22 protein-coding genes are annotated in these 25426 nt (G+C 54.7%); all 22 read right to left on the bottom strand.

Annotation, left to right across the window (positions count from 1 at the left end; all coding sequences use genetic code 11):
* Positions 1-9: 9 nt before the first annotated feature.
* The 22 genes from rfbA to wzc all read right to left on the bottom strand — a co-directional run bounded on the left by rfbA (position 10) and on the right by wzc (position 25425).
* Positions 10-888, bottom strand: a complete 879-nt coding sequence (rfbA, locus tag ACWPW2_RS12850) for a glucose-1-phosphate thymidylyltransferase RfbA (RefSeq protein WP_312120091.1) — start codon at positions 886-888, stop codon at positions 10-12.
* 20 nt (positions 889-908) lie between these two features.
* Positions 909-1811, bottom strand: a complete 903-nt coding sequence (gene rfbD / locus ACWPW2_RS12855) for a dTDP-4-dehydrorhamnose reductase (protein WP_312120089.1) — start codon at positions 1809-1811, stop codon at positions 909-911.
* Positions 1808-2896 carry a dTDP-glucose 4,6-dehydratase gene (gene rfbB / locus ACWPW2_RS12860; protein WP_023479104.1) on the bottom strand — a complete coding sequence of 363 codons (1089 nt, stop codon included), beginning with the start codon at positions 2894-2896 and terminating at the stop codon, positions 1808-1810. Before rfbB ends, rfbD begins: the two co-directional genes overlap by 4 nt.
* 399 nt (positions 2897-3295) lie before the next feature.
* On the bottom strand, positions 3296-4189 hold the full coding sequence (gene galF, locus ACWPW2_RS12865; protein ID WP_023479160.1) for a GalU regulator GalF: 894 nt from the start codon (positions 4187-4189) through the stop codon (positions 3296-3298).
* Between the two features lie 177 nt (positions 4190-4366).
* Positions 4367-5782, bottom strand: coding sequence for a colanic acid biosynthesis protein WcaM (gene wcaM, locus ACWPW2_RS12870; protein WP_454123348.1), 1416 nt, complete (start codon positions 5780-5782; stop codon positions 4367-4369).
* 11 nt (positions 5783-5793) lie between these two features.
* Entirely contained in the window at positions 5794-7014 is a 1221-nt protein-coding gene (wcaL, locus tag ACWPW2_RS12875; RefSeq protein WP_454123350.1) for a colanic acid biosynthesis glycosyltransferase WcaL, read from the bottom strand.
* On the bottom strand, positions 7011-8291 hold the full coding sequence (wcaK, locus tag ACWPW2_RS12880) for a colanic acid biosynthesis pyruvyl transferase WcaK (RefSeq protein WP_454123352.1): 1281 nt from the start codon (positions 8289-8291) through the stop codon (positions 7011-7013). Before wcaK ends, wcaL begins: the two co-directional genes overlap by 4 nt.
* A gap of 32 nt (positions 8292-8323) precedes the next feature.
* Positions 8324-9802 (bottom strand): colanic acid undecaprenyl disphosphate flippase WzxC, encoded by a 1479-nt coding sequence (gene wzxC / locus ACWPW2_RS12885; protein WP_124967870.1) that lies wholly within the window; start codon positions 9800-9802, stop codon positions 8324-8326.
* A gap of 9 nt (positions 9803-9811) precedes the next feature.
* Positions 9812-11206 (bottom strand): undecaprenyl-phosphate glucose phosphotransferase, encoded by a 1395-nt coding sequence (gene wcaJ / locus ACWPW2_RS12890; protein WP_023479218.1) that lies wholly within the window; start codon positions 11204-11206, stop codon positions 9812-9814.
* A 55-nt stretch (positions 11207-11261) separates the two neighbouring features.
* Positions 11262-12632: a colanic acid biosynthesis phosphomannomutase CpsG gene (gene cpsG / locus ACWPW2_RS12895; RefSeq protein ID WP_023479224.1), complete on the bottom strand. Its 1371-nt coding sequence runs from the start codon at positions 12630-12632 to the stop codon at positions 11262-11264.
* A 107-nt stretch (positions 12633-12739) separates the two neighbouring features.
* Positions 12740-14176, bottom strand: a complete 1437-nt coding sequence (gene cpsB, locus ACWPW2_RS12900; RefSeq protein ID WP_023479222.1) for a mannose-1-phosphate guanyltransferase — start codon at positions 14174-14176, stop codon at positions 12740-12742.
* Complete coding sequence (gene wcaI / locus ACWPW2_RS12905) at positions 14173-15480, bottom strand: colanic acid biosynthesis fucosyltransferase WcaI (protein WP_454123354.1); 1308 nt, start codon at positions 15478-15480, stop codon at positions 14173-14175. Before wcaI ends, cpsB begins: the two co-directional genes overlap by 4 nt.
* Complete coding sequence (locus ACWPW2_RS12910) at positions 15477-15950, bottom strand: GDP-mannose mannosyl hydrolase (protein ID WP_023479130.1); 474 nt, start codon at positions 15948-15950, stop codon at positions 15477-15479. The genes wcaI and ACWPW2_RS12910 overlap by 4 nt, the downstream gene beginning before the upstream one ends.
* A 2-nt stretch (positions 15951-15952) precedes the next feature.
* On the bottom strand, positions 15953-16918 hold the full coding sequence (gene fcl / locus ACWPW2_RS12915) for a GDP-L-fucose synthase (protein WP_023479152.1): 966 nt from the start codon (positions 16916-16918) through the stop codon (positions 15953-15955).
* Positions 16919-16920: 2 nt separating this feature from the next.
* A complete protein-coding gene (gmd, locus tag ACWPW2_RS12920; protein ID WP_023479093.1) occupies positions 16921-18042 on the bottom strand; it encodes a GDP-mannose 4,6-dehydratase in 1122 nt (373 codons plus the stop codon).
* 25 nt (positions 18043-18067) lie between these two features.
* Positions 18068-18622 carry a colanic acid biosynthesis acetyltransferase WcaF gene (gene wcaF, locus ACWPW2_RS12925; protein WP_023479143.1) on the bottom strand — a complete coding sequence of 185 codons (555 nt, stop codon included), beginning with the start codon at positions 18620-18622 and terminating at the stop codon, positions 18068-18070.
* A 22-nt stretch (positions 18623-18644) separates the two neighbouring features.
* Complete coding sequence (gene wcaE / locus ACWPW2_RS12930; RefSeq protein WP_023479138.1) at positions 18645-19391, bottom strand: colanic acid biosynthesis glycosyltransferase WcaE; 747 nt, start codon at positions 19389-19391, stop codon at positions 18645-18647.
* 13 nt (positions 19392-19404) lie between these two features.
* The gene (wcaD, locus tag ACWPW2_RS12935; protein WP_076770131.1) at positions 19405-20625 is read right to left on the bottom strand and encodes a colanic acid polymerase WcaD; all 1221 of its coding nucleotides are present in this window, start codon (positions 20623-20625) and stop codon (positions 19405-19407) included.
* Positions 20600-21817, bottom strand: coding sequence for a colanic acid biosynthesis glycosyltransferase WcaC (gene wcaC / locus ACWPW2_RS12940; RefSeq protein ID WP_279793079.1), 1218 nt, complete (start codon positions 21815-21817; stop codon positions 20600-20602). Before wcaC ends, wcaD begins: the two co-directional genes overlap by 26 nt.
* Positions 21814-22305 (bottom strand): colanic acid biosynthesis acetyltransferase WcaB, encoded by a 492-nt coding sequence (gene wcaB / locus ACWPW2_RS12945; protein WP_023479173.1) that lies wholly within the window; start codon positions 22303-22305, stop codon positions 21814-21816. The genes wcaC and wcaB overlap by 4 nt, the downstream gene beginning before the upstream one ends.
* Positions 22305-23150, bottom strand: a complete 846-nt coding sequence (gene wcaA / locus ACWPW2_RS12950) for a colanic acid biosynthesis glycosyltransferase WcaA (RefSeq protein WP_023479129.1) — start codon at positions 23148-23150, stop codon at positions 22305-22307. Before wcaA ends, wcaB begins: the two co-directional genes overlap by 1 nt.
* Positions 23151-23256: 106 nt before the next feature.
* Complete coding sequence (wzc, locus tag ACWPW2_RS12955) at positions 23257-25425, bottom strand: tyrosine-protein kinase Wzc (protein ID WP_454123359.1); 2169 nt, start codon at positions 25423-25425, stop codon at positions 23257-23259.
* Position 25426: the final 1 nt, after the last annotated feature.

A 25426-nucleotide genomic window follows, 5' to 3' on the forward strand; every position in this document is an offset into this window, starting at 1 on the left:
TGCCCTCTTTTAGTGATCGTGCGTCAGCTTGAGCAGATATTGTCCATAGGCGTTTTTGGCAAGGGGTGCCGCCAGTTTCTTCACCTGCTCGGCATCAATAAAGCCTTTACGGAACGCGATCTCTTCAGGGCAGGCAACTTTCAGGCCCTGACGCTCTTCGATGGTCGCAATAAAGTTACTTGCCTCAATCAGGCTCTGATGCGTACCGGTGTCAAGCCATGCGTAGCCACGGCCCATCATGGCAACAGATAAACGGCCCTGCTCAAGATAGAGTCGGTTGATATCGGTAATCTCAAGCTCGCCGCGCGCAGAAGGTTTCAGGCTTCTGGCCATTTCAATAACATCGTTGTCATAGAAATAGAGACCGGTCACCGCATAGTTGCTCTTCGGCTCCAGCGGTTTCTCTTCCAGGCTAATCGCTTTACCTTGCTTATCGAACTCCACAACGCCATAACGCTCCGGATCGTTGACGTGGTATGCAAAGACGGTTGCCCCGCTCTCTTGCTCCACCGCGCCATCAAGCAGCCTCGGCAAATCGTGGCCATAGAAAATGTTATCGCCCAGAACCAGCGCACAATCATCATTGCCGATAAACTCTTCGCCGATGATAAATGCTTGTGCCAGGCCATCCGGACTCGGCTGCACTTTATATTGCAGGTTTAAGCCCCACTGGCTACCGTCGCCCAGCAGCTGTTGAAAGCGAGGAGTATCCTGAGGCGTGCTGATAATCAAAATGTCACGAATGCCCGCTAACATCAGTGTGGTAAGCGGGTAGTAGATCATTGGCTTGTCATAGATTGGCAAGAGTTGCTTGCTGACGACCATAGTAACCGGGTAAAGACGTGTTCCCGAACCACCCGCCAGAATAATACCTTTCCGTGTTTTCATCTTTTGTCTCAAGTAATCAGTTAACGGGCAGCAGTCGCTGTAAACAACTCTGCCAACATTCTTTTTACGCCCTGCTCCCAGTGCGGGAGAACCAGACCGAAAGTGCGCTGAAACTTCTCTGTGTTTAACCGGGAGTTATGCGGACGCTTCGCGGGCGTAGGGAAACTTTCGGTCGCTACAGGATTTAATTTTGTGAGGGCAAGCTCGATTCCTGCTTCACGGGCTTCAGCGAAAACCAGCGCGGCATAGTCGTGCCAGCAGGTCTCACCGCCTGCCACCAGATGGTACAAACCCGCCACTTGCGGATTCGTCAGCGCAGTGCGAATAGCATGAGCGGTACAGTCTGCAAGCAGTTCTGCGCCCGTCGGAGCACCGAACTGATCGTTGATGATGGAGAGTTCCTCGCGGGTTTTCGCCAGGTTCAGCATGGTTTTTGCGAAGTTGTTGCCTTTACCGGCATAGACCCAACTGGTGCGAAAAATCAGATGCTTCGGGCAATTTGCACTTAGCGCGTTTTCACCATCCAGCTTTGTCTGACCATAGACGTTCAGCGGCGCGGTTTTATCTGTTTCAACCCACGGCTTATTGCCGTCGCCGGGAAAAACGTAATCGGTGGAGTAGTGCACAACCCACGCATCGATCTTTGCCGCTTCGCGCGCAATAGCCTCGACACTTTTCGCATTGAGCAGAGAAGCAAATTCCACTTCAGACTCCGCTTTATCAACAGCGGTGTGGGCGGCAGCATTGACGATCACATCAGGCTTGATACGACGCACCGTTTCAGCAACACCTTCTGGATTAGAGAAATCGCCGCAATACTCTTTTGACTGAAAATCCAGCGCAGTCACATGGCCAAGCGGTGCAAGGGCGCGCTGAAGTTCCCAGCCAACCTGTCCGTTTTTACCAAACAGCAGAATATTCATTGGCTGCGTTCCCCGTAGTTTTGATCGATCCAGGATTGGTAAGCGCCGCTCTTGACGTTTTCAACCCACGCGGTATTGGCTAAATACCACTCAACCGTTTTGCGGATGCCGCTTTCAAAGGTTTCTTGCGGCTTCCAGCCGAGTTCGCGGCTGATTTTGTCTGCGTCAATCGCGTAGCGGCGATCGTGGCCCGGACGGTCAGTCACATAGGTAATCTGGTCGCGATAGGAGCTGGCTTTCGGCACGATTTCATCAAGCAGATCGCAGATGGTGTGTACCACATCGAGGTTCTGTTTTTCGTTATGTCCACCGATGTTATAGGTTTCACCTGCAACGCCCTCGGTCACCACCGTATAGAGCGCACGGGCGTGATCTTCTACATAGAGCCAGTCACGGATCTGATCGCCTTTGCCATAGATCGGCAGCGGTTTACCCTCAAGCGCGTTGAGGATTACCAGCGGAATCAGTTTCTCAGGGAAGTGGAACGGACCGTAGTTGTTGGAACAGTTCGTCACCAGAGTAGGGAAGCCATAGGTTCTGCGCCATGCACGCACCAGATGGTCACTTGAGGCTTTGGAAGCAGAGTAAGGGCTGCTTGGCGCATAGGCGGTTGTTTCTGTGAAAAGCGGCAGCGCTTCGCCAGCGGCGACTTCATCCGGATGCGGCAGGTCGCCATACACTTCATCAGTAGAGATGTGATGGAAGCGAAAAGCGGCTTTGCGCGTCTCATCCAGTTGCGCCCAATATTGACGAGCGGCTTCAAGCAGGACGTAAGTGCCCATAATATTGGTTTCGATAAAGGCTGCCGGGCCGGTAATGGAACGGTCAACATGGCTCTCTGCCGCAAGATGCATCACTGCATCAGGCTGATGCTCAGCAAAGATACGCGCCATCGCCGCACCATCACAGATATCTGCATGCTCGAATGCATAACGCGCGCTTTTATCCACTTCTGCTAATGATTGCAGATTTCCGGCATAGGTTAATTTGTCGACATTAACCACATGATCCTGAGTGTTATTAATAATATGACGCACAACTGCAGAGCCAATAAAGCCTGCACCACCGGTAACCAGTATTTTCACGAGAATTATCCGTACTTGCTTTGCAATGTTTAGAACGCGCTCGACGGGTAATCGAAGAAGCGTGAGCAAAAAAATGACACGCTACCGCCCCAGGCTTTTCAGCTACCCGAACGCTGTATGAGACAGTCAACATAAATAGTGTTAGCGCCCGACACACGCGTCATTCCCGCTGCGCTGGGCACAAAATGCTAAGCGGCTATTCTCCGCTGAAACAGCCATAGAAACAAGGGAAAATCTATAGACTAAAAGCTTAAAAAATCCACATAACTACCTTTTTTAATTGTTTATTTTCAGATAAAAACAAAAAAGGCAGTAAGAATAACCTGAGAGTAAACTCTCTCAACGTTACCCTTTACTGCCCTGGCAATCAGGCGTAAAGCACCGGATTAATTTAATTGATTATTGTGCCAGCAACTTCTGAATGCTATCGCGGAATTTCTGACCTTCTTTCAGGTTACGCAGGCCATAGTTTACGAATGCTTTCATATAGCCCATCTTCTTCCCGCAGTCGTAGCTGTCGCCAGTCATCAGCATCGCATCGACGGACTGTTTTTCCGCCAGACGCGCAATAGCATCAGTCAGCTGAATACGTCCCCAGGCACCCGGCTCGGTGTTTTCCAGCTCTGCCCAGATATCCGCAGAAAGGACATAGCGCCCTACCGCCATCAGATCGGAGTCCAGCGTCTGCGGCTGATCCGGCTTCTCGATAAACTGCACGATGCGGCTCACTTTGCCTTCGCTGTCCAGCGGCTCTTTGGTCTGGATAACCGAGTACTCAGAGAGATCGCCCTTCATACGTTTTGCCAGCACCTGGCTGCGGCCGGTTTCACCAAAGCGTGCGACCATCGCGGCGAGGTTATAACGCAGCGGATCGGCAGTTGCCGTGTCCAGCACGATATCTGGCAGGACGACGATAAACGGATTGTCACCGACAATCGGGCGCGCGCAGAGAATGGAGTGGCCCAGGCCCAGCGGCTGCGCCTGACGCACGTTCATAATCGTTACGCCCGGCGGGCAGATGGACTGCACTTCTGCCAGCAACTGGCGCTTAACACGCTGCTCAAGGAGGGCTTCAAGCTCATAGGAGGTGTCGAAGTGGTTTTCTACCGCGTTTTTTGACGAGTGAGTAACCAGAACAATCTCTTTGATCCCCGCCGCGACAATCTCGTCGACAATGTATTGAATCATCGGCTTGTCGACAATCGGCAGCATCTCTTTTGGAATCGCTTTAGTGGCGGGAAGCATATGCATCCCAAGTCCGGCTACCGGAATAACTGCCTTCAAATTAACCATTATTTCTTCCACCTATAATTTATTGATGAATTATAAACCCTTGACCTGTTTTCGCCAGTACGTTCATGGCAAACAGGTATGAAAATGGCGACGAGTGATGCTCCCTCATGACATCTGATGTAATCCTAACGCCCCGGTTTAATCTCCAGGATTCCTCGCAAAAGCCTCAAAAGAGGCTTATGACCGTTTAGCGGGTAAGCGGAAGTTTAAATTTTCGACATTTACGGTGTGCTGATCGACGCGATCGATATCAACGGAGCTTTGACCGTTCTCATTCACTGCATGAATATTCGCCATCGACAGCAGCGTCTCATTTTTCGCCATAAAACGGCCGCGCACATCTTTGCGCAGGTCGAAGTTGAGCTTCAGCGCCGGGCCTACCGACGCATCCTGCGTAATATGAATATTGCGCAGGAAGAGGTGCTGCGGCTTATTGTGCAGCTCAAGCGTGGCCTGCTGCATCTTGATGTTGGTGATGGCGACAAACGAGGTCGCGTTACCGGAGGAGACCTGGATACCGCGCAGCTTATATTTACTGCTGCTGTTATCCTGCTGAATATCATTAAGTTTGAAATTCTGCGGAATGGATAAATAATCGCCTTTAATCACCCCGTAGCCAATCAGCATACCGGCACTATTTTCCATCGTGACATTATCGATAACGAAATTATCACAGCCATAAATAGCCACCGTGGCGTTATCGATCCCCGCTTTTTTACTGAAGTCCGGCGTAATGTTTTTCGCTTTGATATTACGAATAACAAAATGTTTACCGTTTTCCACATGCACCAGCTGGCGACAATTACTGCCAGTGATATTTGCCACGACAAAGTTTTTCACCGACTGATCTTCCGGGTAGTTATTGTCATAGGTGCTGCCCGCTAACCCGATGCCAATCCCCCAGTTAATTTTGCCGTTGGTGCAGTTGATATTGTCGATCACGTGATCGGAGATCAGGATATTGCGGTCATTGATTGCCACGTTCCACTCGATGGCATCGCCCTGCAGATCGCTAAAGCGGCTATGGGTAATGCGCGCGCCATCGAGCTGGTTATGGAAGCCCTGGCGTAAAATGCCGTAGTTAGCTTTGCTGATGTTGATGTTATCAATCACCAGATTGCGCATAACGCGCTTCTCTTTTCCGCCGATGTAGATCTGCATTACCGGGCCATAGCCGCTCATGCTGACACCTTTAATGGTGCAATCTGAGCCGCGCACATCCAGCATGACGTTATAGAGGCTGCCCCCTTGCTCGCCAATCACCCGGCTGCCGTCCTGCAGCACAAGACGCCCGCGTCCGCTGCCTTTTAACGCCCCGCGCACCAGCAGCGTTTTACCGGCGGGAATAAAAATGCCGGTATTGATGTTTTCGCACACCAGCCCGGCGGGAACCTCCACCGTCTGCGCGTCGGCAAAGGCCTTATTGAGCGCAGCCGGCCAGTCATTGTGGTTGTAATCGCTTAGCTTTACCGTGTCGCTGCGTCCAAGGGCGCGCGCGGCAGGCATATGCAGCAGGGGAAGCGCCGCCAGCGCGGAGCTGGCGGTCAGGAAGGAGCGGCGCGTCAGCGCGGTTGAGCGTCGTTTCGCAGTCATAAAGCCTCTCATCAAAGCGTTTGCAGCAGACTGGCCAGTTGCTGGTTGATAATCGTTTGATTAAAGTCCGTCTCTACTTTCTCCCGGGCGCGGGTCACGACCGGCGTAAGCTCCTCACTCGCCATCTGACCAAAGGAGGCCAGACGCTCAGCCAGCGCTTCGGCGTCGTTTTCCGGCACCAGCCAGCCGGATCGTCCGGCGTCGATCAGTTCCGGAATACCGCTGTGAACGGTCGAGACCACGGGGATGCCAACGGCCATCGCCTCCATCAGCGCGACCGGAATACCCTCCATGTCGCCATCGGTGCCGGTAATGGAGGGGAGTAAAAAGACATCCGCTTCATCAAGCAGCGCTTTTACTTCGTGGCTCGGCTTAAAACCGGGCATCTCAATCACATCTTCAAGCTGGAACTGCTCGATCAGGGTGCGCAAACGGCGCTCCCATGGGCCGATACCCAGAATGCGGTATTTGAATGCCACGCCGCGCTCTTTCAACAAGCGGCAGGCTTCGATGGCGACGTGCAGCCCCTTTTTCTCCGTCAAACGCGCGACAGAGATGATTTGCAGCGGACGGCCCGGTGATTTCACTTCGCGCAGGCTGAAGCGCGTCATATCGACGCCCATGCGTGAGACGGCAATCTTATTCTGCGGGCAGCCCATGGTGAGCAGCCGCCCGGCCCACAGATCGCTTATCGGCAGCATCAAATCGCCGCGCTTAAAGAGCTGCTGATACTCCGGGGTGTAGTGCGTAAGCACATCGCGGTGCGAGATATCGATTCCGTGGAAAACGGTGGCGATCTTGCCTTTTAGTACGCCAAGTTCGCGCAGTTTCGCCGCGGTCACGCCCGCCGGGCCAAAGTGGGCGATAAAGACATCGGCGGTAAAAGTTTGCGGCGCGAGGCCGCAAATCGCTGGCAGGATCAGGTTGCGCGCCTCATCACCGTAACGGGAGAGGTTGAGCGCTTTCCAGGTCGACGGCTTAAACATGCCGCGGGCGATGGCCTGCCCGCGATAGCCCAGCTTCGCCAGTTTCCCTTCCGGCTCCGCCAGCAGCCAGTGCGTCTTCTCCGCCAGCTTATATTCAGTGTACGCGGCGTGAGTATTGTTCATATCGCCCTTGTGCAGGGCGACAATCTCAACCTCAAATCCCATATTGATAAAGGCGACAATCTGGTTGAGGACAAACGTTTCGGACGAGAGAGGAAATTTCAGCAAAAAGAAGCCGACTTTCATTTCACCCCCTGCACGCGCTCGAGCACCGATTGCACCATCTTGATGCCCTGCTCGCGCTCGGCCGCGACTGCCGTTGCCAGCCGTGCGTTAATCGCCGGTAACTGGCCCAGCGTATCTGCCGCCATTGACGCCAGCGAACCGTCCAGCAGATGGCGAATATCCACCGCCATCTCCGGCATGCCGAGCTGCTGCATGATCCCGGCTGACTTGTGTTCGTAGTTAATGGCAATCGCCGGCGTGCCGAAGTTCATGGAGATGATCGCTGAGTGCAGGCGCGTACCGATGGTTAAGTCGCACGCGGCGAGAATTTTGCCCATCTCCAGATCGTTCAGCTCATCCATCACCACGTGGTAGCGGGAGGGATCCTGAATATGCTGACGCAGGTTGAGCGCCACCATGCGGTCATCTTTGTTATAGCTGTCGATGCCGGTGCAGGTAGAGAGCGCAATCACCTGATAGCCCGCGTCAATCACGCGGTTGACGACATCCGCAAAGGCCTTTTCATACGCCTGCTGGGTGGTGCCAAGACGTTTATCAAACGGTGCCAGTTCACGCAGGGTAATGGCCACGGTCTTCTCTTTTGCCGCCAGGTCCAGCCAGTGCTGAACGGCGTAGCTGGCGGTGAAATCCTCCTGATGGTGATCCACCAGCCAGGCGGTATCGACGCCCTGCTCCACTTTATCCGTGGTGATGCCGCTCTGCTTCATCAGATTGAGGCTGACATGCTCGCGCAGGATCAGCGCGTCACAATGGCCGAAGACGTAGTTCGCCAGCTTGTTAAAGTCCTCGTTCTGGAACGGCCCGACGCTGTGACCAATCATAAACAGCGGTTTTTTCGCCATAAAGGTGCAGAGCGCATGTTCAAACTGCGGCACACCGTAGAGATCGACAAAGAAGGAGCCGCCGACCTGGATAATCGCATCATAATCTGCCAGACGGCGGACAAAATCGGTAAACCCCTGTGCGATGGCGATATTGCGCAACTTGCCGGTATCGGTCACGCGGGAGAGCAGCACCTGGTGCTGGTAGCGACGGCGCAGCACTTTCTTCACGCGCCCCATCAGGCCAGCGGCGTTGTTGTGCGCTTTCATCTGGCTGTAGAGCGGATCACCCATCACCGGGCGATTAAGTAACCAGGAGGAGCTGACCGGATAGCGGCTCATCACATCCACTTCCGCCTCAGGATTCAGGCGGGCAATAGCGTCCAACAATCCACGTAAAATTGCGCTGTCACCACGGTTGCCGCATGTGTGATTGCCAAGGATCAATAATTTCATAACGACCTCATAAAGGGGTTCAATAAGGTTTCTTATCCTGCGCGAAGCAGTGTTTTCAATTTCTCGTTGCGGCAAAACTGACGCTTCATCTCCACCACCAGCGCGTTACGCGACAAAATCAGCATAATGGCGAAGGCGATGGCACCCGCAGCAACCTGAATCGCCAGCATGGCGGCAAGCGGCAGATGGCCGTTGAGCGCCAGGCCGAGGCCATAACTGACCACCAGCGTCGGCAGCGACAGGTAGAACGGCAGCCACAGGCTGAGGATGTACTGGCGGTAGCTCGAACCGAGCACCGGTTTAATCATTACGAAGTAGCTCAGAATGGTGTTGATAATCTGCACCAGCAGGAAGCCAAGCGTAACGCCGAGCGCACCGGCCATATGGCCGCCAATAATGATCGCCGGAATAAAGAGAAACGTTTTAAAGACGTTGAATTTAAAGCTGATATCGACACGTGCTTTCGCCATCAGCAGCGAGCCGATCGGGTTACCGACCGCGCGCAGCAGGCCAACGATGCACAGCAGTTGCAGGATCGGAATGATGCTGTTCCACTTCTCGCCAAATACCAGCGGCACAAAGTTATTCGACACCACCATCAGCCCAAGCAGGATCGGGAAGTTGATGATCCCCACCACCGACAGCAGCTTGTAGAAGTTCAGGCGCAGCTTCTCGGTGTCATCCTGGATCTTGGCGAATGCCGGGAAGAGCACGCGGGTAATGATCGGGTTGAGCTTCATCGGCGGCACTACCGCCACGTTATAGGCGAGGTTGTAGCCCCCGGCGACGCTCGCACCGAGGATCCGCGCCAGCACCAGCGTGGAGAGGTTGGTGTTCACGTAGTTGATGATGCTGTCTGCGGTCAGCCATGCGCCAAAACGCAGGTTGGAGCTGACGGAAGCAAGGGAGAAGTGCAGACCGGGGCGGTAGATCTTGCGGCCAAAGTAGCCGAACAGCAGCGTACGCACGGCGCTGTTAACCAGATAACCGAGGATCGCGGTCATCGCCAGCGGCCAGAAGAAGGCGCTGATCACCGTAAAGCTGAAGCCCGCCATGACCGACAGGGTTTCAATCGCGCCGATCTTGTTGAACTCCAGCTCTTTTTGCATCAGCGCGCGGAACTGCTGCCCGTGCGGGATCACCACAAACGCCACCGACAGGGTTTTGATCAGCGGTGCCAGATCCGGGTTGTTCAGCACGTCAGCAATCATGTTGCTTAACGAGAAGACCGCGATGCAGACCACGATCCCCAGCCCGACGTTGAGCCAGTAAAGCGTGGTCAGCTCGAGATGGCTGATCTCTTTGCGCTGAATAATCGAGTTAGCGATACCAAAATCTGACAGCGTATCCGCCAGCGCGATAATCACCAGCGAGACGGTCAGCAGACCGAACTGGTGGTTATCGATGATGCGCGCCAGCACCGTCATCTGCACCAGCCCCAGACCGATAATGGTCAGAGTGGCCATGGCTGACCACTTTGCTCCGCTGATGGTTTTTTCTCTCAGGCTCATGACCTTTCCTTAATACGCCGCTTTGTTGACAAAGCCTTTAAAGATGGTCAGAAAAACGATCTTGATATCGAACCACAGGCTCCATTCGCGGATGTACTCCAGATCGAACTCAATGCGTTTTTCCATTTTTTCCAGCGTGTCGGTCTCGCCGCGCCAGCCGTTAATCTGCGCCCAGCCGGTAATGCCCGGTTTCACTTTGTGACGCAGCATGTAGCCCTCAATCAGCGCACGATACTGCTCGTTATGCGCCACGGCGTGAGGACGAGGGCCAACAATCGACATCCCGCCGGTGAGCACATTAATAAACTGCGGCAGCTCATCAAGGGAGGTGCGGCGCAGGAAGCTGCCCACTTTGGTGACGCGCGGATCGTTCTGCGTCGCCTGGGTCACCACTTTGTCATTCTCCATCACCTTCATTGAGCGGAACTTCCACACTTTGATCGGCTTACCATCCATGCCGTAGCGCGTCTGGCGGAAAATGATTGGCCCTGGCGAACTCATCTTCACCGCCACGGAGATAGCCAGCAGCACCGGCGAAATCAGCAGCAGAATCAGCGACGAGAGCACAATATCTTCCAGGCGTTTCAGGATGCGGTTCACACCTGAGAGCGGCGTGTCATACAGCGGCACAATCGGAACGCCATTCACCTCTTCAATGCGCGAATGCAGGATATTAAAGGTGAAGACATCCGGGATCAGGATCACCGAACAGGTGGTATCCGCGAGATCGCGCACCAGTTTTTTGATGCAAACAGCGTCATTCATCGACATTGCGATATAGACGTTATGGATCTTGCCGCTGCGGGCATCTTCAACCAGTTGCTCAAGGTTGCCCGCCCAGCCGGTATCAATACCGCCCGGTTTCGGATCGTAATAAACCCCGACCACATCGAAGCCGAGCCACGGCTCGTTGCGGAAACCGTCGAGCAGCGCCTGCCCCATCGGCATATCCCCCGCTACGGCAACGCGGCGAGTGTTATACCCGAGATTACGCAGCCAGCCGGCACCGAAGCGGATCACCGCCCGGCTAAACATCAGGCCGAGGCTGGTTAACAGATACCAGGTGAAATAGAGCGAGAAGGTGTTATCAAAGTCTGTGTTGAACGACATCAAACCGGCGCTGAAGATGATACTTAGCGTCCAGTTCTGCAACAGCAGCGTCAGTTCGGTCATCATTCTGACGCCGCGCCAGGAGCGGTAAAAATCGGTCATGCCGCCGATCATCTGGAATACAACCAGCGTGGTCAGCGCCATCAGCAGATGCATGTAGAAAAATGGCAACGCATTGACTTTGCACACCAACCACAACCCAGCGAACATAATGGTGATGTCTGAGAATCGCTGCACGATAGAGATTAACGATGCATTCGTTTTGGCCCGGTCGCGCTTTTTTAGATTTGTCATCGTTGTACCTGCCTGTTTGCCCTCCTCCCCTCGTGGGGAGGAGAACGACTAAGAGTTACTGATTCAACAGCGCCAGAATTTCCTGCGTTCGCGCCTCCATCAACGCTACGTCGTGTCGGGATTCGACATTCAGACGCACCACCGGCTCGGTGTTGGAGGAGCGCAGGTTAAAGCGCCAGTCGGCAAAGGCGATGCTGATGCCGTCGGTGTAATCCACCTCCAGCGCGTCCGGCGCGTAACGATCTTCAACGCGTTTGATGGCGCTAACCGGATCGGCTAGCTTGCTGTTGATCTCGCCGCTCGCCGGGAAGGCCACCATGCGATCGCCCACCAGTTCGGCCAGCGTTTTACCTTTCAGGCACAGCAATTCCGTGACCAGCAGCCACGGGATCATGCCGCTGTCGCAGTAGGCGAAATCGCGGAAGTAGTGGTGCGCGCTCATCTCGCCGCCGTAAATGGCGTCCTCTTCGCGCATACGCTCTTTAATAAAAGCGTGGCCGGTTTTCGACATCACCGGCGTACCGCCTGCGCGGCCTACCACATCAACGGTGTTCCAGGAGAGACGCGGATCGTGAATGATTTTCGCGCCCGGGTGTTTTTCGAGGAACGCTTCTGCCAGCAGGCCAACGATGTAGTAGCCCTCAATAAACTGGCCCTTGTCGTCGAACAGGAAGCAGCGGTCGAAGTCACCATCAAAGGCGATGCCCATATCCGCCTGATGCTCAATCACCGCGTTGCGGGTGTCGTCGCGGCACTCCGGCAGCAGCGGATTAGGAATCCCGTGCGGGAAGGTACCGTCCGGCTCGTTGTGCACTTTAATAAAGCTCACCGGCACATTCAGCGCCTTGAAACGCGCTTCAATGGCGTCAATCACCGGGCCTGCCGCGCCGTTACCGGAGTTGATGACCAGTTTCAGCGGCTTAAGGTTAGCGGTGTTGATGTAGCCAAGCAGATGGTCGATATAGTCATCGCGCAGGGAGATCTGCTTGTAGCTGCCGCGTTTTTCCGGGTTCACCGGTGGGAAGTCGTTGGCTTCTGCCAGACGCTGCACGTCGCGCAGGCCGGTGTCGCCGCTGATTGGGCGCGCGCCTTTGCGCACCAGTTTCATGCCGTTGTAGTCCATCGGGTTGTGGCTGGCGGTCACTTCGATACCGCCGTCAACGCCGAGATGGAAGGTGGCGAAATAGATCTCTTCGGTACCGGACAAACCGATATCCAGCACATCAACACCGGCGTCCTGCAAGCCTTTGGCAAGCGCCAGCTTCAGCGATTCGCTGGTCTGACGCACATCGCCGCCGAGCACAATGGTCTGCGGCTTCAGGTATTCCCCGTAGGCGCGGCCAATACGCCAGGCTATATCTTCATTCAGTTCTTCGCCCAGCTTTCCGCGAATATCGTAAGCTTTAAAACAGGTTAATTTTTCCATCATTACCTCTTCTTCAGGCAACAGTCAGCCTTGACCGCAACTGGCCACATAAATGTTATCAATAGTTGTTCTGGCCGAACCCGCGCGCGGCGGGCCGGCAATGGGCGTTAAATACGCCCGTAACGATCGGCGAAGCGCACAATGTCATCCTCTTCCAGGTACGAACCGGAGCGTACCTCAATCAGGTCGAGAGGGATCTTGCCCGGGTTTTCCAGGCAGTGGCGCGCGCCGAGCGGAATGTAGATAGATTCGTTTTCGCCCAGCAGTTTGACTTCGTCATCAATGGTGACTTTCGCCGTACCGGCAACCACCACCCAGTGTTCGGCGCGATGGTGATGCATCTGCACCGACAGCCCTTCGCCCGGTTTCACGGTGATGCGTTTCACCTGATAGCGATCGCCCGCGTCGATGGAGTCATATTTGCCCCACGGACGGTAGACTTCGCGGTGAATATGGTGCTCGTGACGCCCTTCGGCTTTGATCTTCTCGACCACTTTTTTCACGTCCTGCACCGCGTTACGGTCGGCGATCAGCACGGCGTCTTTGGTCTGCACCACCACCAAATCTTTTACGCCAACGGTGGTCACGAGACCGGATTCGGCATAGACGTAGCTGTTTTCGGTTTTGTGGCTGATCACATCGCCGTGATGCACGTTGCCTTCCGGCGTGTGCTGGCTGATCTCCCACAGGGAGGACCAGGAGCCCACATCGCTCCAGCCTGCGTCCATCGGAACCACCACCGCATCGGCTGTGCGCTCCATCACCGCGTAGTCGATAGACTCTTCCGGACAGGCGAGGAACGCCTCTTCATCAACGCGGATAAAGTCCATATCCGGGTCGGTGGCATCCATCGCCTTTTCACAGGCTTCGAGAATGTCCGGACGATATTTTTGCAGCTCTTCCAGGTAGCGACCGGCGCTGAACAGGAACATGCCGCTGTTCCAGTAGTATTCGCCGCTGGCGACATACCCCTGCGCGGTTTCCAGGTTCGGTTTTTCAACAAACTGCGCCACTTCAAACGCCACAGCATCGACCTGGCCTGGGCTGACTTCGCCGCGGCGGATGTAGCCGTAACCGGTTTCGGGCATATCCGGCACGATACCGAAAGTGACCAGTTTGCCCGCTTCGGCATACGGCATGGCATTACGTACTGAAGTACGGAACGCCTCTTCATCCTGAATAACGTGATCCGCTGCCAGCACCAGCATCAGCGGATCGCTATCCGGGTTGTGGCGTTTAACCGCCAGCGCTGCCAGCGCAATCGCCGGTGCGGTGTTGCGGCCTGCCGGTTCAAGAATGATGTTCTCCGTCAGCTTATTAAGCTGGCGCAGCTGTTCTGCGACGATAAAACGGTGCTGCTCGTTACAAATCACCACCGGGCTTTCGCACTCGACGCCGTTCAGGCGGCAGACGGTGGTCTGCAGCATGGTGAGATCGCCCTTCAGGCAGAGAAACTGTTTAGGGTAAAGCACGCGGGAAAGTGGCCACAGACGGCTGCCGGAGCCCCCGGCCATCACGACCGGATAGAGTTGCGTTTGACTCATGATTTATCCCCATTGCCGTCGAAATTGAGGCGCGCCTCATGCGCCGCGCCATCGTGGGCGGCTGCGGGCGTCGCGGATTTCTCCGGGCTGATATCTGCAATAAACTGGCTTAACACGTTCTCTTTTTCGAGCGTGCGTTCGGCATATTCACGTGCCACCGTGTTGTTTGTGGGCAGCGCTAACGCGCGTTCAATGCCCGAGGTCAGCGCATCGACCGATTCCGGTTCGACGCAGACCGCAATGCCAGGCTCATTCAGGCAGAGCTGGCCAAGTTCGGTACTCTCTTCGGCGGTGATCACCGCATTGCCACCCACCGCCAGAATGTTGGTCAGCTTGGAGGGCAATACCGCATCCGCCGCGCCGCGCTTCTGGATAACCAGGTGGCAATCGCCAAGCGTGAGCAGCGCCGGCAGCGCTTCATAAGGCTGCAACGGGAAGAATTTCACATTGTCGAGGCCGCGCTCGCTGACCATTTTCTCCAGCCGCGCTTTGCCTCCGCCCTGCCCGACGATGGCGAACAGCCACGGATGGCCCTTCAGTCGCGCAGCGGCTTCAATCACATTTTCTAATCCCTGCTTCTCACCGATGTTGCCGGAGTAAAGAATGATTTTTTTGTCATCCGGCAGACCGAGGTCGCGGCGTAACTGCGCAACGCTTGCCGCGTCGACATCACGAAAACGCGCCACTTCGGACCAGTTCGGGAAGAAGATAATCTTGTCGGCTGACACGCCCTTCTCACGCGCTTTGTTCATCATCGAGCGCGAGATGGTAGAGACGTTGTCAACGTTATGCAGATTGCTGCGTTCAAACGCGGCCGCCATTTTTGCCACCAGGCCGCCTTTACCTTTGCCCGCCATACCTAACCCGAGCATGGCGTCCACTTCATAATCCTGAATGTGCAGCAGCGTGCGTGCGCCGCTCAGTTTTGCCAGCAGGCGCATGCCCGGCGTGCAAAACAGTGTCGGCACTACGCCGATGATGCGATCCGGCTTCCAGCTGCGCTGGGCCATCAGCGGGAAAAAGCTGCTGACGGCAAAGCTGCCTAAGTGCAGCAGACGCTTGATGGTCGACGGCTGCTTCGGCACGTAGAGCGGGCAGCGCCACACCGTGGAGGCTCCCTGCTCTTTACGCCAGCGCCAGGCACTGTAAGGGTGCCCGACTTTCCACTCCGGGTAGTACGGCGGCGCAGTGATGACGCGAACGTCATGGCCCTGACGGGCCATCCACTCCACCATTTCGCCGGTGTACTTACCGATCCCGGTCAGTTCCGGCGAATAGTTGATGCCATAAACCAGGATTTTCATAAGCCCGGCACTCCCTGCGCGTCGAGGAAATAGGCGCGGCTGTTGTCATGCACCAGCGGGTCGGCAATCAACGCCTCCGGCGAAACCCAGCGATAGTCATCGTGCTGCTCCGTTGGCAGGGCGAGGGTCTCCTCGTCCACGCGCAGACGGAAGCCGAGCACGATGTAGTGGGTCGTAAAATCGGGGCCGGAGAAGTTATCGTCATAGAAGTGCTGCCAGACGCCGTAAAACTCACCTGCCGACATCGGCAGGCGCAGTCCCAGTTCCGCCTGAGTCAGCCGCTCGAAAGCGGCTGCCAGCGGCTCGTCCTTTTGCACGCGTCCGCCCGGCACGAACCAGTATCCCTGGGCCGGACGGTTAGTGCGTTTGCCGAGTAAAAACTCGCCGCGTGAGTTCTCCACGATCAGATCGATGGAGATCAGCGGGGTGGAACGCACCACCGTGGCAAAATCTTCATGACTTAAAAACATGCTTACCCCCGGAACCGGTGCTGGTTTTCAAGGAACCACTGGTAGGTGCTTGCCAGCCCCGCTTCCAGTGAGATCTCGTGATACCAGCCCAGTTGATGCAGACGGGTCACATCCAGCAGTTTACGCGGCGTGCCGTCCGGCTTGGTGGCGTCAAACACCACGCGGCCTTTATAGCCCACAACGCTTGCAACCGTCTGTGCCAGTTCGCGAATGGTGCAGTCAACGCCGGTACCGACGTTGATATGCGACAGCATCGGCTCGGTATTCTCCTGCCACACTTCGCGTGCCAGCTCCTGCACATGAATGCTGGCTGCTGCCATATCATCCACATGGAGGAATTCACGCATCGGCGTGCCGCTGCCCCACACCACCACGTCTGCCGCATTCTCCTGGGTCGCTTCGTGGAAACGACGCAGCAGCGCAGGAATGACGTGCGAGTTGCTCGGGTGGAAGTTGTCGTGCGGACCATACAGGTTGGTCGGCATCACCGAGCGGTAATCGCGGTCATACTGGCGGTTGTACGATTCGCACAGTTTGATCCCGGCGATTTTGGCAATCGCGTACGGCTCGTTCGTCGGCTCCAGCGTCCCTTGCAGCAGCTCGCTTTCAGCAATCGGCTGCTTCGCCAGTTTCGGGTAGATGCAGGACGAACCGAGGAACAACAGCTTGTTCACGTCGTGCTTGTGCGCCGAGTGAATGATGTTGCTCTCAATCATCATATTTTCGTAGATGAAGTCCGCCGGGTAGGTATTGTTCGCCACAATACCGCCCACTTTCGCTGCCGCCAGGTAGACCTGGTCAATACGTTCGCTGGCGAAAAACGCGTCCACCGCTGCGGCATCTAACAGGTTCAGCTCTTCGCGCGAGCGCAGCACCAGTTCGATATCCGCACGCTGTTCGAGCTGCCGTACGATGGCTGACCCCACCATCCCGCGATGGCCAGCCACAAAAACACGTTGTTTGGTCATGCTCAGGACTCCAGCGCGATGGCAACCTCGTAACCGTGGGCCTTAAGCAGTGAGTGTTTTTTCGCTGCTTCCAGATCTTTTGCCACCATTTCAGAGACCATCTCCTGCAGGGTAGTTTCCGGTTTCCAGCCCAGTTTTTCGTGCGCTTTGGTCGGGTCGCCCAGCAGGGTTTCCACTTCAGCAGGACGGAAGTAACGCGGGTCAACGGCAACAATCACATCGCCCGGTTTCACGCCCGGCGCATCGTGGCCAGTCACGGAAACAACGATACCCTTCTCTTCTACGCCAGTGCCTTCGAAGCGCAGTTTGATACCGAGCTGAGCGGCAGCCATTTCAACGAACTGACGAACCGAGTACTGCACGCCGGTCGCGATAACGAAGTCTTCCGGCTGTTCCTGCTGCAGCATCATCCACTGCATTTTCACGTAGTCTTTGGCATGGCCCCAGTCACGCAGGGAGTCCATGTTGCCGAGGTAGAGGCAGGATTCCAGGCCCTGAGCGATGTTGGCGATCGCACGGGTGATTTTACGGGTCACGAAGGTTTCGCCGCGACGCGGGGATTCGTGGTTGAACAGGATGCCGTTACAGGCGTACATGCCGTAGGATTCACGGTAGTTCACGGTGATCCAGTAAGCGTACAGTTTGGCAACGGCATACGGAGAGCGCGGGTAGAACGGCGTGGTCTCTTTCTGCGGAGTTTCCTGCACCAGGCCATACAGCTCAGAGGTGGATGCCTGATAGAAACGGGTTTTCTTCTCCAGACCCAGGAAGCGGATCGCTTCCAGCAGACGCAGCGTACCCATGGCGTCGACATCAGCGGTGTATTCCGGGGATTCGAAGGAGACCGCAACGTGGCTCATCGCACCCAGGTTGTACACTTCATCCGGCTGCACTTCCTGCAGGATACGGGTCAGGTTGGACGTATCGGTCAGATCGCCGTAATGCAGGTGGAATTTCGGGTTGCTTGTGTGCGGATCCTGATAAATGTGATCAACACGCTCAGTATTGAAAGAGGAAGCACGGCGTTTGATGCCGTGAACTTCGTAACCCTTTTCCAGAAGCAGTTCTGCCAGATAAGAGCCATCTTGCCCGGTAACGCCGGTGATGAGAGCGACTTTAGACATAATTTATTTTCCTCAATGTTCCCTGTTAGGGAGTTACCTTTTCAACGCGTTCGCGCGTTACCACTGCGGGATTGCCCCGACAAATTGCATTTGCCGGTAGCGATTTAAAAACACTGCTGCGCGCACCGACGACCGTGCCGTCGCCGATAGAAACGCCGGGAGCAACAAACACATCCGTCGCCAGCCAGCACTTCTCGCCAATCACGATGGGCGTCGCGTTAATATCGAAATGCGCGCTCATATAGTCGTGACTGCCGGTACACAAATAACACTTCTGTGACACCACAGAATTTGCGCCGATGGTGATGTCGCCGAGCGTATATAACACTGCGTCATCCCCCACCCAGCTGTAATCACCCAGGGTTAATTTCCATGGGTAGGTAATTTTGACCGAAGGTCGAATCACTACGCCTTTACCTACCTTCGCGCCGAACAGGCGTAATAAGAAGGCGCGCCAGCGATAAAGCACCTGCGGAGACCAGGCAAATAATGTCGCCTGCACCGCCCACCACAGTTGAACCTTAATAGCGTTCCCGCCCCGAAAGCCTTTCGGCACGGAGAATCCTTTTAAATCTTGCATATTCTTTCCTTATGTCCGGGCGTTACGCTTTGTTATATAAAGCCTTTGCTTTACCCGTCGTCCGTAAACGCAACATATAGGATAATTCTGCCCAGAAGCCGGGAACGTGTAATATCATGCGCTGAACTTTACGGGCGTCTTGACATAATTCGAGGTTATTAGAAGTGGATACACCGCCCATCGAAAATTCAGATACCAGCCCTTTCAGACGCTTAAACGGAAAGCCCGCTTTAAACATTCTGGCCGCTAACGCGTAATCGGATGAGACTTTAAATTGCAGATCGTAGGGGTACGTTTTTAACCCGTGTACCGGGAAAAAGATGGCCTGATGGCTGGCCGGCAGGCTGTGATAAATATACCAGCCGCTTTTCGCATTGCGGCGCAGCTTGCTTCCGTCGCCGAAATCAAGCAGCGCATCGCCGATATACATCGCGGTCTCTTTCGCTTCGCTTAACTGGCGAACAACATCGACGATCTCTTCATGGAAAATATCGCCAGAATTAAGAAATATCGCAAAACGTCCGGAGGCCATATCGATGCCTTTATTCATGGCATCGTAAATACCTTTATCGCGTTCGCTTATAAAACGTAAATTATATTGTCCGTTGAGGCTTTTCAGAAAATCCTCAGTGCCGTCCTGAGAACCGCCGTCAACCACAATCCACTCAAACTCGATATCTTGCGCTTTCGCCAGGTGAGCCAGCGACTGCCAGGTCTTCATCACACCTTCATAATTGCGAAACGCGACAGTAATAACACTTAGCAGCATGTGACCCACCTTCTCATGAACTGACAATATTCAACGCTTTACGAAGAATAAATGGACAAACAATTAAGAATGCATATTCCGGACTAAAAATTGACCCCGTAAAAAACAACGAGATCGGGGTAAACAAGAAAAGTTGAACGCGAAAATTCTGATTGTTGCCAAAAGCATTCATCGTCATTTTAGCGACTTTAAACATGTACCATCCGGTCAGTATTACCGCTAACCATGAAAAATAAATGATCAGCAGATACAACCCATTGTCTATTGTTTTCCCGACGTCTGCACCGTTAAAGATTCCGAATGATGCGACATATTCATAAAGTGAGCCGAATCTTACTACGCCATCAATATTGGTCAGCGAATATCCAACCATCACAAGCGGACCGATAATTCGGTAATAAGAGGAAGAGCCTTCCGTTCCCAAATCGCCAATACGCGTTGCAATATAAGGAAAAGCAAATACGAGGCCCACGACAAACACCGCAAGTGAAATAATTGCCAGCGGTAATTTCTTTTGAATCGCCTCTTTATTGAGATACTGGAACGCCCATTCCAGCAGGTAAAACATGATGAATGTCATTACCCCGGAGAACGATCCTGAGAGAACTATCCCTGCCAGAATCATAGCATCGGTCTTCGGCGTTTTGATACCAAACTGTTTGATGCTGAGCCAAATTGAGATTAACGCCAGAGCGAAGAATGCCGGTTCGAAATAGAGTGCCGTGGTTCGCTTACCGCCGAACTTGATAAAATTCAGCACGTAACTGTTGCTGTAAATAAGATATTTCGAAATTATTTCCATCAAACTACTGCCGCCAGTAAGAATGATCTGAGCCATCTCCATTGCGGCGAGCGTGACAATTAACGCCACCACCATATAGAAAAATCTCAAAATCTTTCGATAGTTGTGCGGCGAGATCGTTTTGAAGCGAATACTCCATACCATGCCAATAATGATCACAATGTAAACAAACAGCATTGTCGACGTGACATATTTGCTGGCATCCAGTGACTTACCGAAAATAAAGTTGAAGAGCGTTAATCCTGCACCGAGCATCAGCGCTAACATCAATTTTTTCAGGTTGATGCGCTCAACGTAGAGCAGCAGCATCACCGGTAGAAAAGTTACGATCGTGATCGGGAAGCTCTCACCGAGCTGGAATAATTTCACGTTGACCAGCAGGTAGATCAACGGCAGCAGCAGATAGCTACAGACTCTGATAGAACGAGACATACTCCTCCAGCATCTGATGACCGCTATAGGCCTGGCGGCTGCGCGCGCGAAACGCGTCGAGGCTCTCGCCAAACACCGCCTGGGCGATTTCTGCTTTATGGCACTGCACCAGCGGCAGCACCTCCTCTTCACTGAAGGTCTTGCCGCCCGACTTTTGCAGCACTTCCCGCGCCGCATCGCTGTGGGTAGCGATCACCGGCACGCCGATGGAGAGCGCTTCGCAGAGGATCAGCGGGTAGTTATCGACGCGCGAACTAAAGACCAGCGCATCCATCTCATTGAGTTCGCTCATCAATTTACGCTTATCGGTGAGAAAACCGTGGTTAACCACCTGCGGCCCCTCAAACGGAGAGAATTTACCGAAGGTGTGCAGCTCGACGCGATCTTCAAGCGCCATAATGTCGCGCACCAGCTTTTGGTTGGTTTTACCGTCGTAGCGTAAATCGTGGGCGACGATAGCGATCTTCGGTTTTCCCTGCGTCACTTTGACCGGCGCGAGTTGGGCGAGGATCTCCTCCGTCGCCACATCAATACCGTTGTTAATGATCTGGCAGCGGCCTGCGCCATACAGACTGTTAAAGGCGTCAGCCACATGCTGGCTTGGAGAGATAAACTGGCAGCCCAGTGACAGCATGGTATTAAACAGCTGGCGCTTGCGGCCCACTAACTGATGCGCGCGATCGATTTTGACCGGCGGATAGTTACTCAGCGTCGGGCACTTCTGGCAGTTGGTTTTCCACCCTTCACAACCGTCGGTGAATGCACAGCGGCCGGTGACGCTCCAGTGGTCGTGCAGGGTCCAGACGAAGGTGACGTCCGGTTTGTGCGCTTTCACGCGCTGGCAGAACGCCACCAGATCCTCAAGGTTGAGCCAGTAGCTGTGCATCACATGAAAATGGAGCACCAGCGGCCCTTCGCTGCGGGTAATGTTGCGATAAAGATTATTGAGATTGCCAAAAACATCGCGGTTAAAGAGGCGGAACAGCGCCAGGTTGGCAATCGAGGTCAGACGCGGCGTCTGTTTATAGACGTTCTGATAGTTGTCATGGCTGACGCTCTTTTTGCCGCCCTTACCGTAGCCATAAATAAAGCGCGACTGATAACCTTGCTGCAATGCGCGCTGGTGGAGATCCAGCGCAACACCCGCAGCACCGCCCTCTGCGAGGCGTACGTTAAACTGCAAAATATTCATTTAATCACCTTCACGCGCGCTTTTTCACCCACCACCAGCGCGTTGTCCGGCACACTGTCGAGCACCACGCTGCCTGCGCCGATGGTGACATTGTTGCCAATGGTGATATCGCCAATCATCACCACATTCGCACCCAGCTCAACGCCGTTGCCAATCACCGGGCAGGCCAGGCTGTCGGCGCCGCGGTTGCCGATGGTCACACCATGGCGAATGGTAAAATCATCACCCGCGACGACATTTTTATTAATCACCACTGCATAACCGTGGTGAATGGTGAAACGCCGACCAATAGTTGCTGCCGCCTGGATCTCATAACCAAACAGGCATTCGGTGATAAAGCGGTAGAGCAGAATGACCGGCGCGGCCCAGATATTGTTAATCACATGCTTTTTGCGCCATACCGAACAGAAGTGCGCAATACGGTAGGCGGCAACCATGCAGCACGGGCGCAAATTCCAGTGGTTTGCGCGAAAATCTTCCAGTCGCATTATTTACCCCGCAGCCCATCAGCCAGACGTTTGCCGTTGCGCACGGAGAAGAGCGTCAACAGCGTGCGCCAGTTCATCCGCTTGTTGCGGATCTGGTAGAGGGTGAAGAGTTGATACTTCTTGCTGGCACGGTCGAACTTATCTTTGTGCTTGCGATAGAAGTGGAAGTAGCCGGAGAACTTCTTCGGTGAAGAGGTGATCTGCATCTCGCCGTGGTTGATATGCAGGATCTGCGTCGCCTCTTCAATTTTGAACGGCTCGCCATACTCGGTCACCATGCGCAGGAAGATGTCGTAATCCTGGGCGGCTTTCAGTTGGGTATCAAACAGCGACTCTTTAAAACGCCACGCCCAGGTAAAGACCTGATTACCGACGATATTACGTTTGTAGAAGAGCTTGCGGGAGAACGGCGATTTCGGGTACAGCGGAAGGCTCGCCGGCTGCGCGTAGACTTCGCCCTGGCAAACATAATCATTGGCGTAGAGAAACGCGCGGGTATTGAGCAGATGTTTGTGTGCGAGGAAGACCGATAAGCGATTTGGCGTCCACTCATCGTCATCATCGATGCCGGTAATGTATTGTCCGCGCGCCTGCAGAATGGCCTGGTTGCGCACGGCGCAGGCCCCGGAGTTGAAGTCGTTGCGCGTATAGCTGACGCGCGGATCGTTCAGCTCGTCAACAAACTGCTGCAGCTGATCGAACGACGCGGAGCAGTCATCAACAATGATCATTTCCCAGTGCGGATAATCCTGGCGCAGCACCGATTTAATGGCGCGGATGGCCAGCTGCTGACGGTTCCAGGTAGGCATATAAATTGAAATTAATGGGTTTGCTGTTGTGCTCATGATGCGATCCCTAATGCGTTCCACATGCCGCTTTTTGCCCTCGCTTACGCCCTCCCCCCGTTAAGGGGAAGGGCGAAGCACGCTGAGGGTAGAGGTATAAGTCTTGTTATTTCGAGTCGGACTTGTATTCGTACTCGTAGTAGCCGTAATCCTGATAGCCGGTTGCGCGGCGGAAGATGGAGTTCAGGATGACGCCTTTTACCTGGATGCCGTTCTGCTCGAAGCGGCTCAGGCTGGTCTGGATCTCTTTCAGGGTGTTGACCGCGTAACGCGCCACCATCAGCGTGGTGCCCGCGTGGCGACCTACTACGGCCGCATCGGTCACCGCGAGGATTGGCGGGGTATCGATCAGCACCAGATCGTAGTTTTTGCTCGCCCACTCAACCAGCTGGGTAAAACGTTCGCTCATCAGCAGTTCAGAGGGGTTAGGCGGCACCTGACCGCGCGGAACCAGGTCGAAGTTGCTGATTGAAGTCGGCTTCGCGCAGCTCTCGATGGTGCCCTTCCCTGCCAGCACATCTGACAGGCCGTTGATATTGTCGGTACCCAGCAGTTCGTGGGTGTAGCCTTTACGCATATCACAGTCGATCAGCAGCACGCGCTTGTTGGTCTGGCTGATAACCGCCGCAAGGTTGGCACAGACAAAGGTTTTACCGATGGAGGGGCTGACCCCGGTCATCATCAACACATTGTTGTTGGCCTGCATCATGGCGAAGTGGAGGCTGGTGCGCAGGCTGCGAACCGCTTCAATCGCCAGGTCGGTCGGGTTACCCACGGCCAGCAGCTGGCTCTGCTTGAAGCGGCGTGCGCCTTTGGCGACTTGTGCGTTGTCACGCTCCTTCTGCCACTCGGAGAGCGGGATGCTGGCATAGACGCTGATGCCATTCTCTTCCAGCACCTGCGGGCTTTCGATACCGCGGTTGAAGAGTGAACGCAGCAGCACGCCAACGACGGAGATAATCAGACCGAAAATAATGCTGCCGAGAATAATCAGCGCTTTTTTCGGCTTCAGCACGCCAGGCTGAGTGATTGCCGGGTCAACGATGCGCACATCGCCCACGGTGCTCGCCTGGGTGATACGCAGCTCCTGCTGTTTGTTCAGCAGCTGCATATAGACCTGCTGACCAGATTCCACATCGCGGGTCAGGCGCACAATTTCCTGCTGGGTCTGCGGCATGGCCGTGATGCGTTTATTGAGCTTCGCCTTCTCATCTTCCAGCGCCTGGCGTTTCTCCAGCAGCGTACGGTACGCCGGGTGCGCTTTGGTGTAGAGCTTGGAGATCTCCGCTTCTTTGAAGGTCAGTTCGTTCAACTGCGCATCGATGTTAACCACCGAGTCGAGCACTGACTTCGCTTCGAGCGGCAGGTCGACGGAGTCTTTCGTCTGGCGATAGGCGTTGAGCTTATCTTCCGCGACGTCGAGGTTGTGACGCACTTCCGGCAGCTGCTTATCCAGGAAGATGAGGCTCTTTGCCGCTTCTTCCGATTTGCGCTCAATATTCTGCTCAAGGTAGTTGCGGGTGATGCTGTTGAGAATGGCACGGATCTGATCGCGATCTTCGCCGGTGTAGCTGAGGCTCAGCACGCCGGTGTCTTTACCGTTCTCCACAACCGTCAGGTTGTTTTGTAGATTGTTGATCATGCCGAGGGTCGAGAACTTGGTGACGGTAAACTCGCTGTCGTCAGAGGCCTGAATCGCGCTCACCATCATGGTGACGCCCTCTTTGCTCAACGGCTTGCCCACTTCACCGCGCGCTTCGAAACCGCCGTCGCTGCTCAGCAGATAGGTTTTCGGGCTCAGCACTTTAAGGGTGAAGGTCTGATCCGCCCACCCTTTCGGCAGTTCGAACGAGGTGACCTTAACGGTCTCATTCTGCCGCCCCATCAGGCGATCCCAGCCGGCACCAAACAGCGGGAAGGTGTCCTTCACCACTGAGATATCAAGGTCAAGATCGTCAACGGTTTTGCCCAGCACCAGGCGGGACTGGATCAGCTGAATTTCCGCTTCTGACGCTGGCGGTTTGTTACTCAGCGCGCTGTTAATATCCTGCACCAGCGAACTGCCGGTGTTCTGCTCGATCTGCACCAGCGCATCTGCGCTGTAGATGGGCGTGGCGAACATGCAGTAAACGAGCGCGGCGAGGGCAAATAGCGCGGTAATGCCCAGCACCCACCAGCGAGCCTCAATGATTGTGCCGAGCAGACGGCCAATATCGATTTCGTCATTGCCCACTGCCGACGTAGCAGAATGCGAATGGTGTGTTTTCTCTGTCATT

The organism is Kosakonia sp. Marseille-Q7440, assembly GCF_965119485.1.

What these genes read in the sequence shown, in the direction of transcription:
- wcaD (WP_076770131.1), bottom strand. Translation starts at nt 20,625, where the DNA reads ATGTCTCGTTCTATCAGAGTCTGTAGCTATCTGCTGCTGCCGTTGATC.
- wcaC (WP_279793079.1), bottom strand. Translation starts at nt 21,817, where the DNA reads ATGAATATTTTGCAGTTTAACGTACGCCTCGCAGAGGGCGGTGCTGCG.
- galF (WP_023479160.1), bottom strand. Translation starts at nt 4,189, where the DNA reads ATGGTTAATTTGAAGGCAGTTATTCCGGTAGCCGGACTTGGGATGCAT.
- ACWPW2_RS12910 (WP_023479130.1), bottom strand. Translation starts at nt 15,950, where the DNA reads ATGTTTTTAAGTCATGAAGATTTTGCCACGGTGGTGCGTTCCACCCCG.
- wcaM (WP_454123348.1), bottom strand. Translation starts at nt 5,782, where the DNA reads ATGACTGCGAAACGACGCTCAACCGCGCTGACGCGCCGCTCCTTCCTG.
- wzxC (WP_124967870.1), bottom strand. Translation starts at nt 9,802, where the DNA reads ATGAGCCTGAGAGAAAAAACCATCAGCGGAGCAAAGTGGTCAGCCATG.
- wzc (WP_454123359.1), bottom strand. Translation starts at nt 25,425, where the DNA reads ATGACAGAGAAAACACACCATTCGCATTCTGCTACGTCGGCAGTGGGC.
- wcaA (WP_023479129.1), bottom strand. Translation starts at nt 23,150, where the DNA reads ATGAGCACAACAGCAAACCCATTAATTTCAATTTATATGCCTACCTGG.
- fcl (WP_023479152.1), bottom strand. Translation starts at nt 16,918, where the DNA reads ATGACCAAACAACGTGTTTTTGTGGCTGGCCATCGCGGGATGGTGGGG.
- rfbD (WP_312120089.1), bottom strand. Translation starts at nt 1,811, where the DNA reads ATGAATATTCTGCTGTTTGGTAAAAACGGACAGGTTGGCTGGGAACTT.
- rfbA (WP_312120091.1), bottom strand. Translation starts at nt 888, where the DNA reads ATGAAAACACGGAAAGGTATTATTCTGGCGGGTGGTTCGGGAACACGT.
- wcaK (WP_454123352.1), bottom strand. Translation starts at nt 8,291, where the DNA reads ATGAAATTATTGATCCTTGGCAATCACACATGCGGCAACCGTGGTGAC.
- wcaI (WP_454123354.1), bottom strand. Translation starts at nt 15,480, where the DNA reads ATGAAAATCCTGGTTTATGGCATCAACTATTCGCCGGAACTGACCGGG.
- cpsG (WP_023479224.1), bottom strand. Translation starts at nt 12,632, where the DNA reads ATGGAAAAATTAACCTGTTTTAAAGCTTACGATATTCGCGGAAAGCTG.
- cpsB (WP_023479222.1), bottom strand. Translation starts at nt 14,176, where the DNA reads ATGAGTCAAACGCAACTCTATCCGGTCGTGATGGCCGGGGGCTCCGGC.
- wcaE (WP_023479138.1), bottom strand. Translation starts at nt 19,391, where the DNA reads ATGCTGCTAAGTGTTATTACTGTCGCGTTTCGCAATTATGAAGGTGTG.
- wcaJ (WP_023479218.1), bottom strand. Translation starts at nt 11,206, where the DNA reads ATGACAAATCTAAAAAAGCGCGACCGGGCCAAAACGAATGCATCGTTA.
- wcaF (WP_023479143.1), bottom strand. Translation starts at nt 18,622, where the DNA reads ATGCAAGATTTAAAAGGATTCTCCGTGCCGAAAGGCTTTCGGGGCGGG.
- gmd (WP_023479093.1), bottom strand. Translation starts at nt 18,042, where the DNA reads ATGTCTAAAGTCGCTCTCATCACCGGCGTTACCGGGCAAGATGGCTCT.
- wcaB (WP_023479173.1), bottom strand. Translation starts at nt 22,305, where the DNA reads ATGCGACTGGAAGATTTTCGCGCAAACCACTGGAATTTGCGCCCGTGC.
- wcaL (WP_454123350.1), bottom strand. Translation starts at nt 7,014, where the DNA reads ATGAAAGTCGGCTTCTTTTTGCTGAAATTTCCTCTCTCGTCCGAAACG.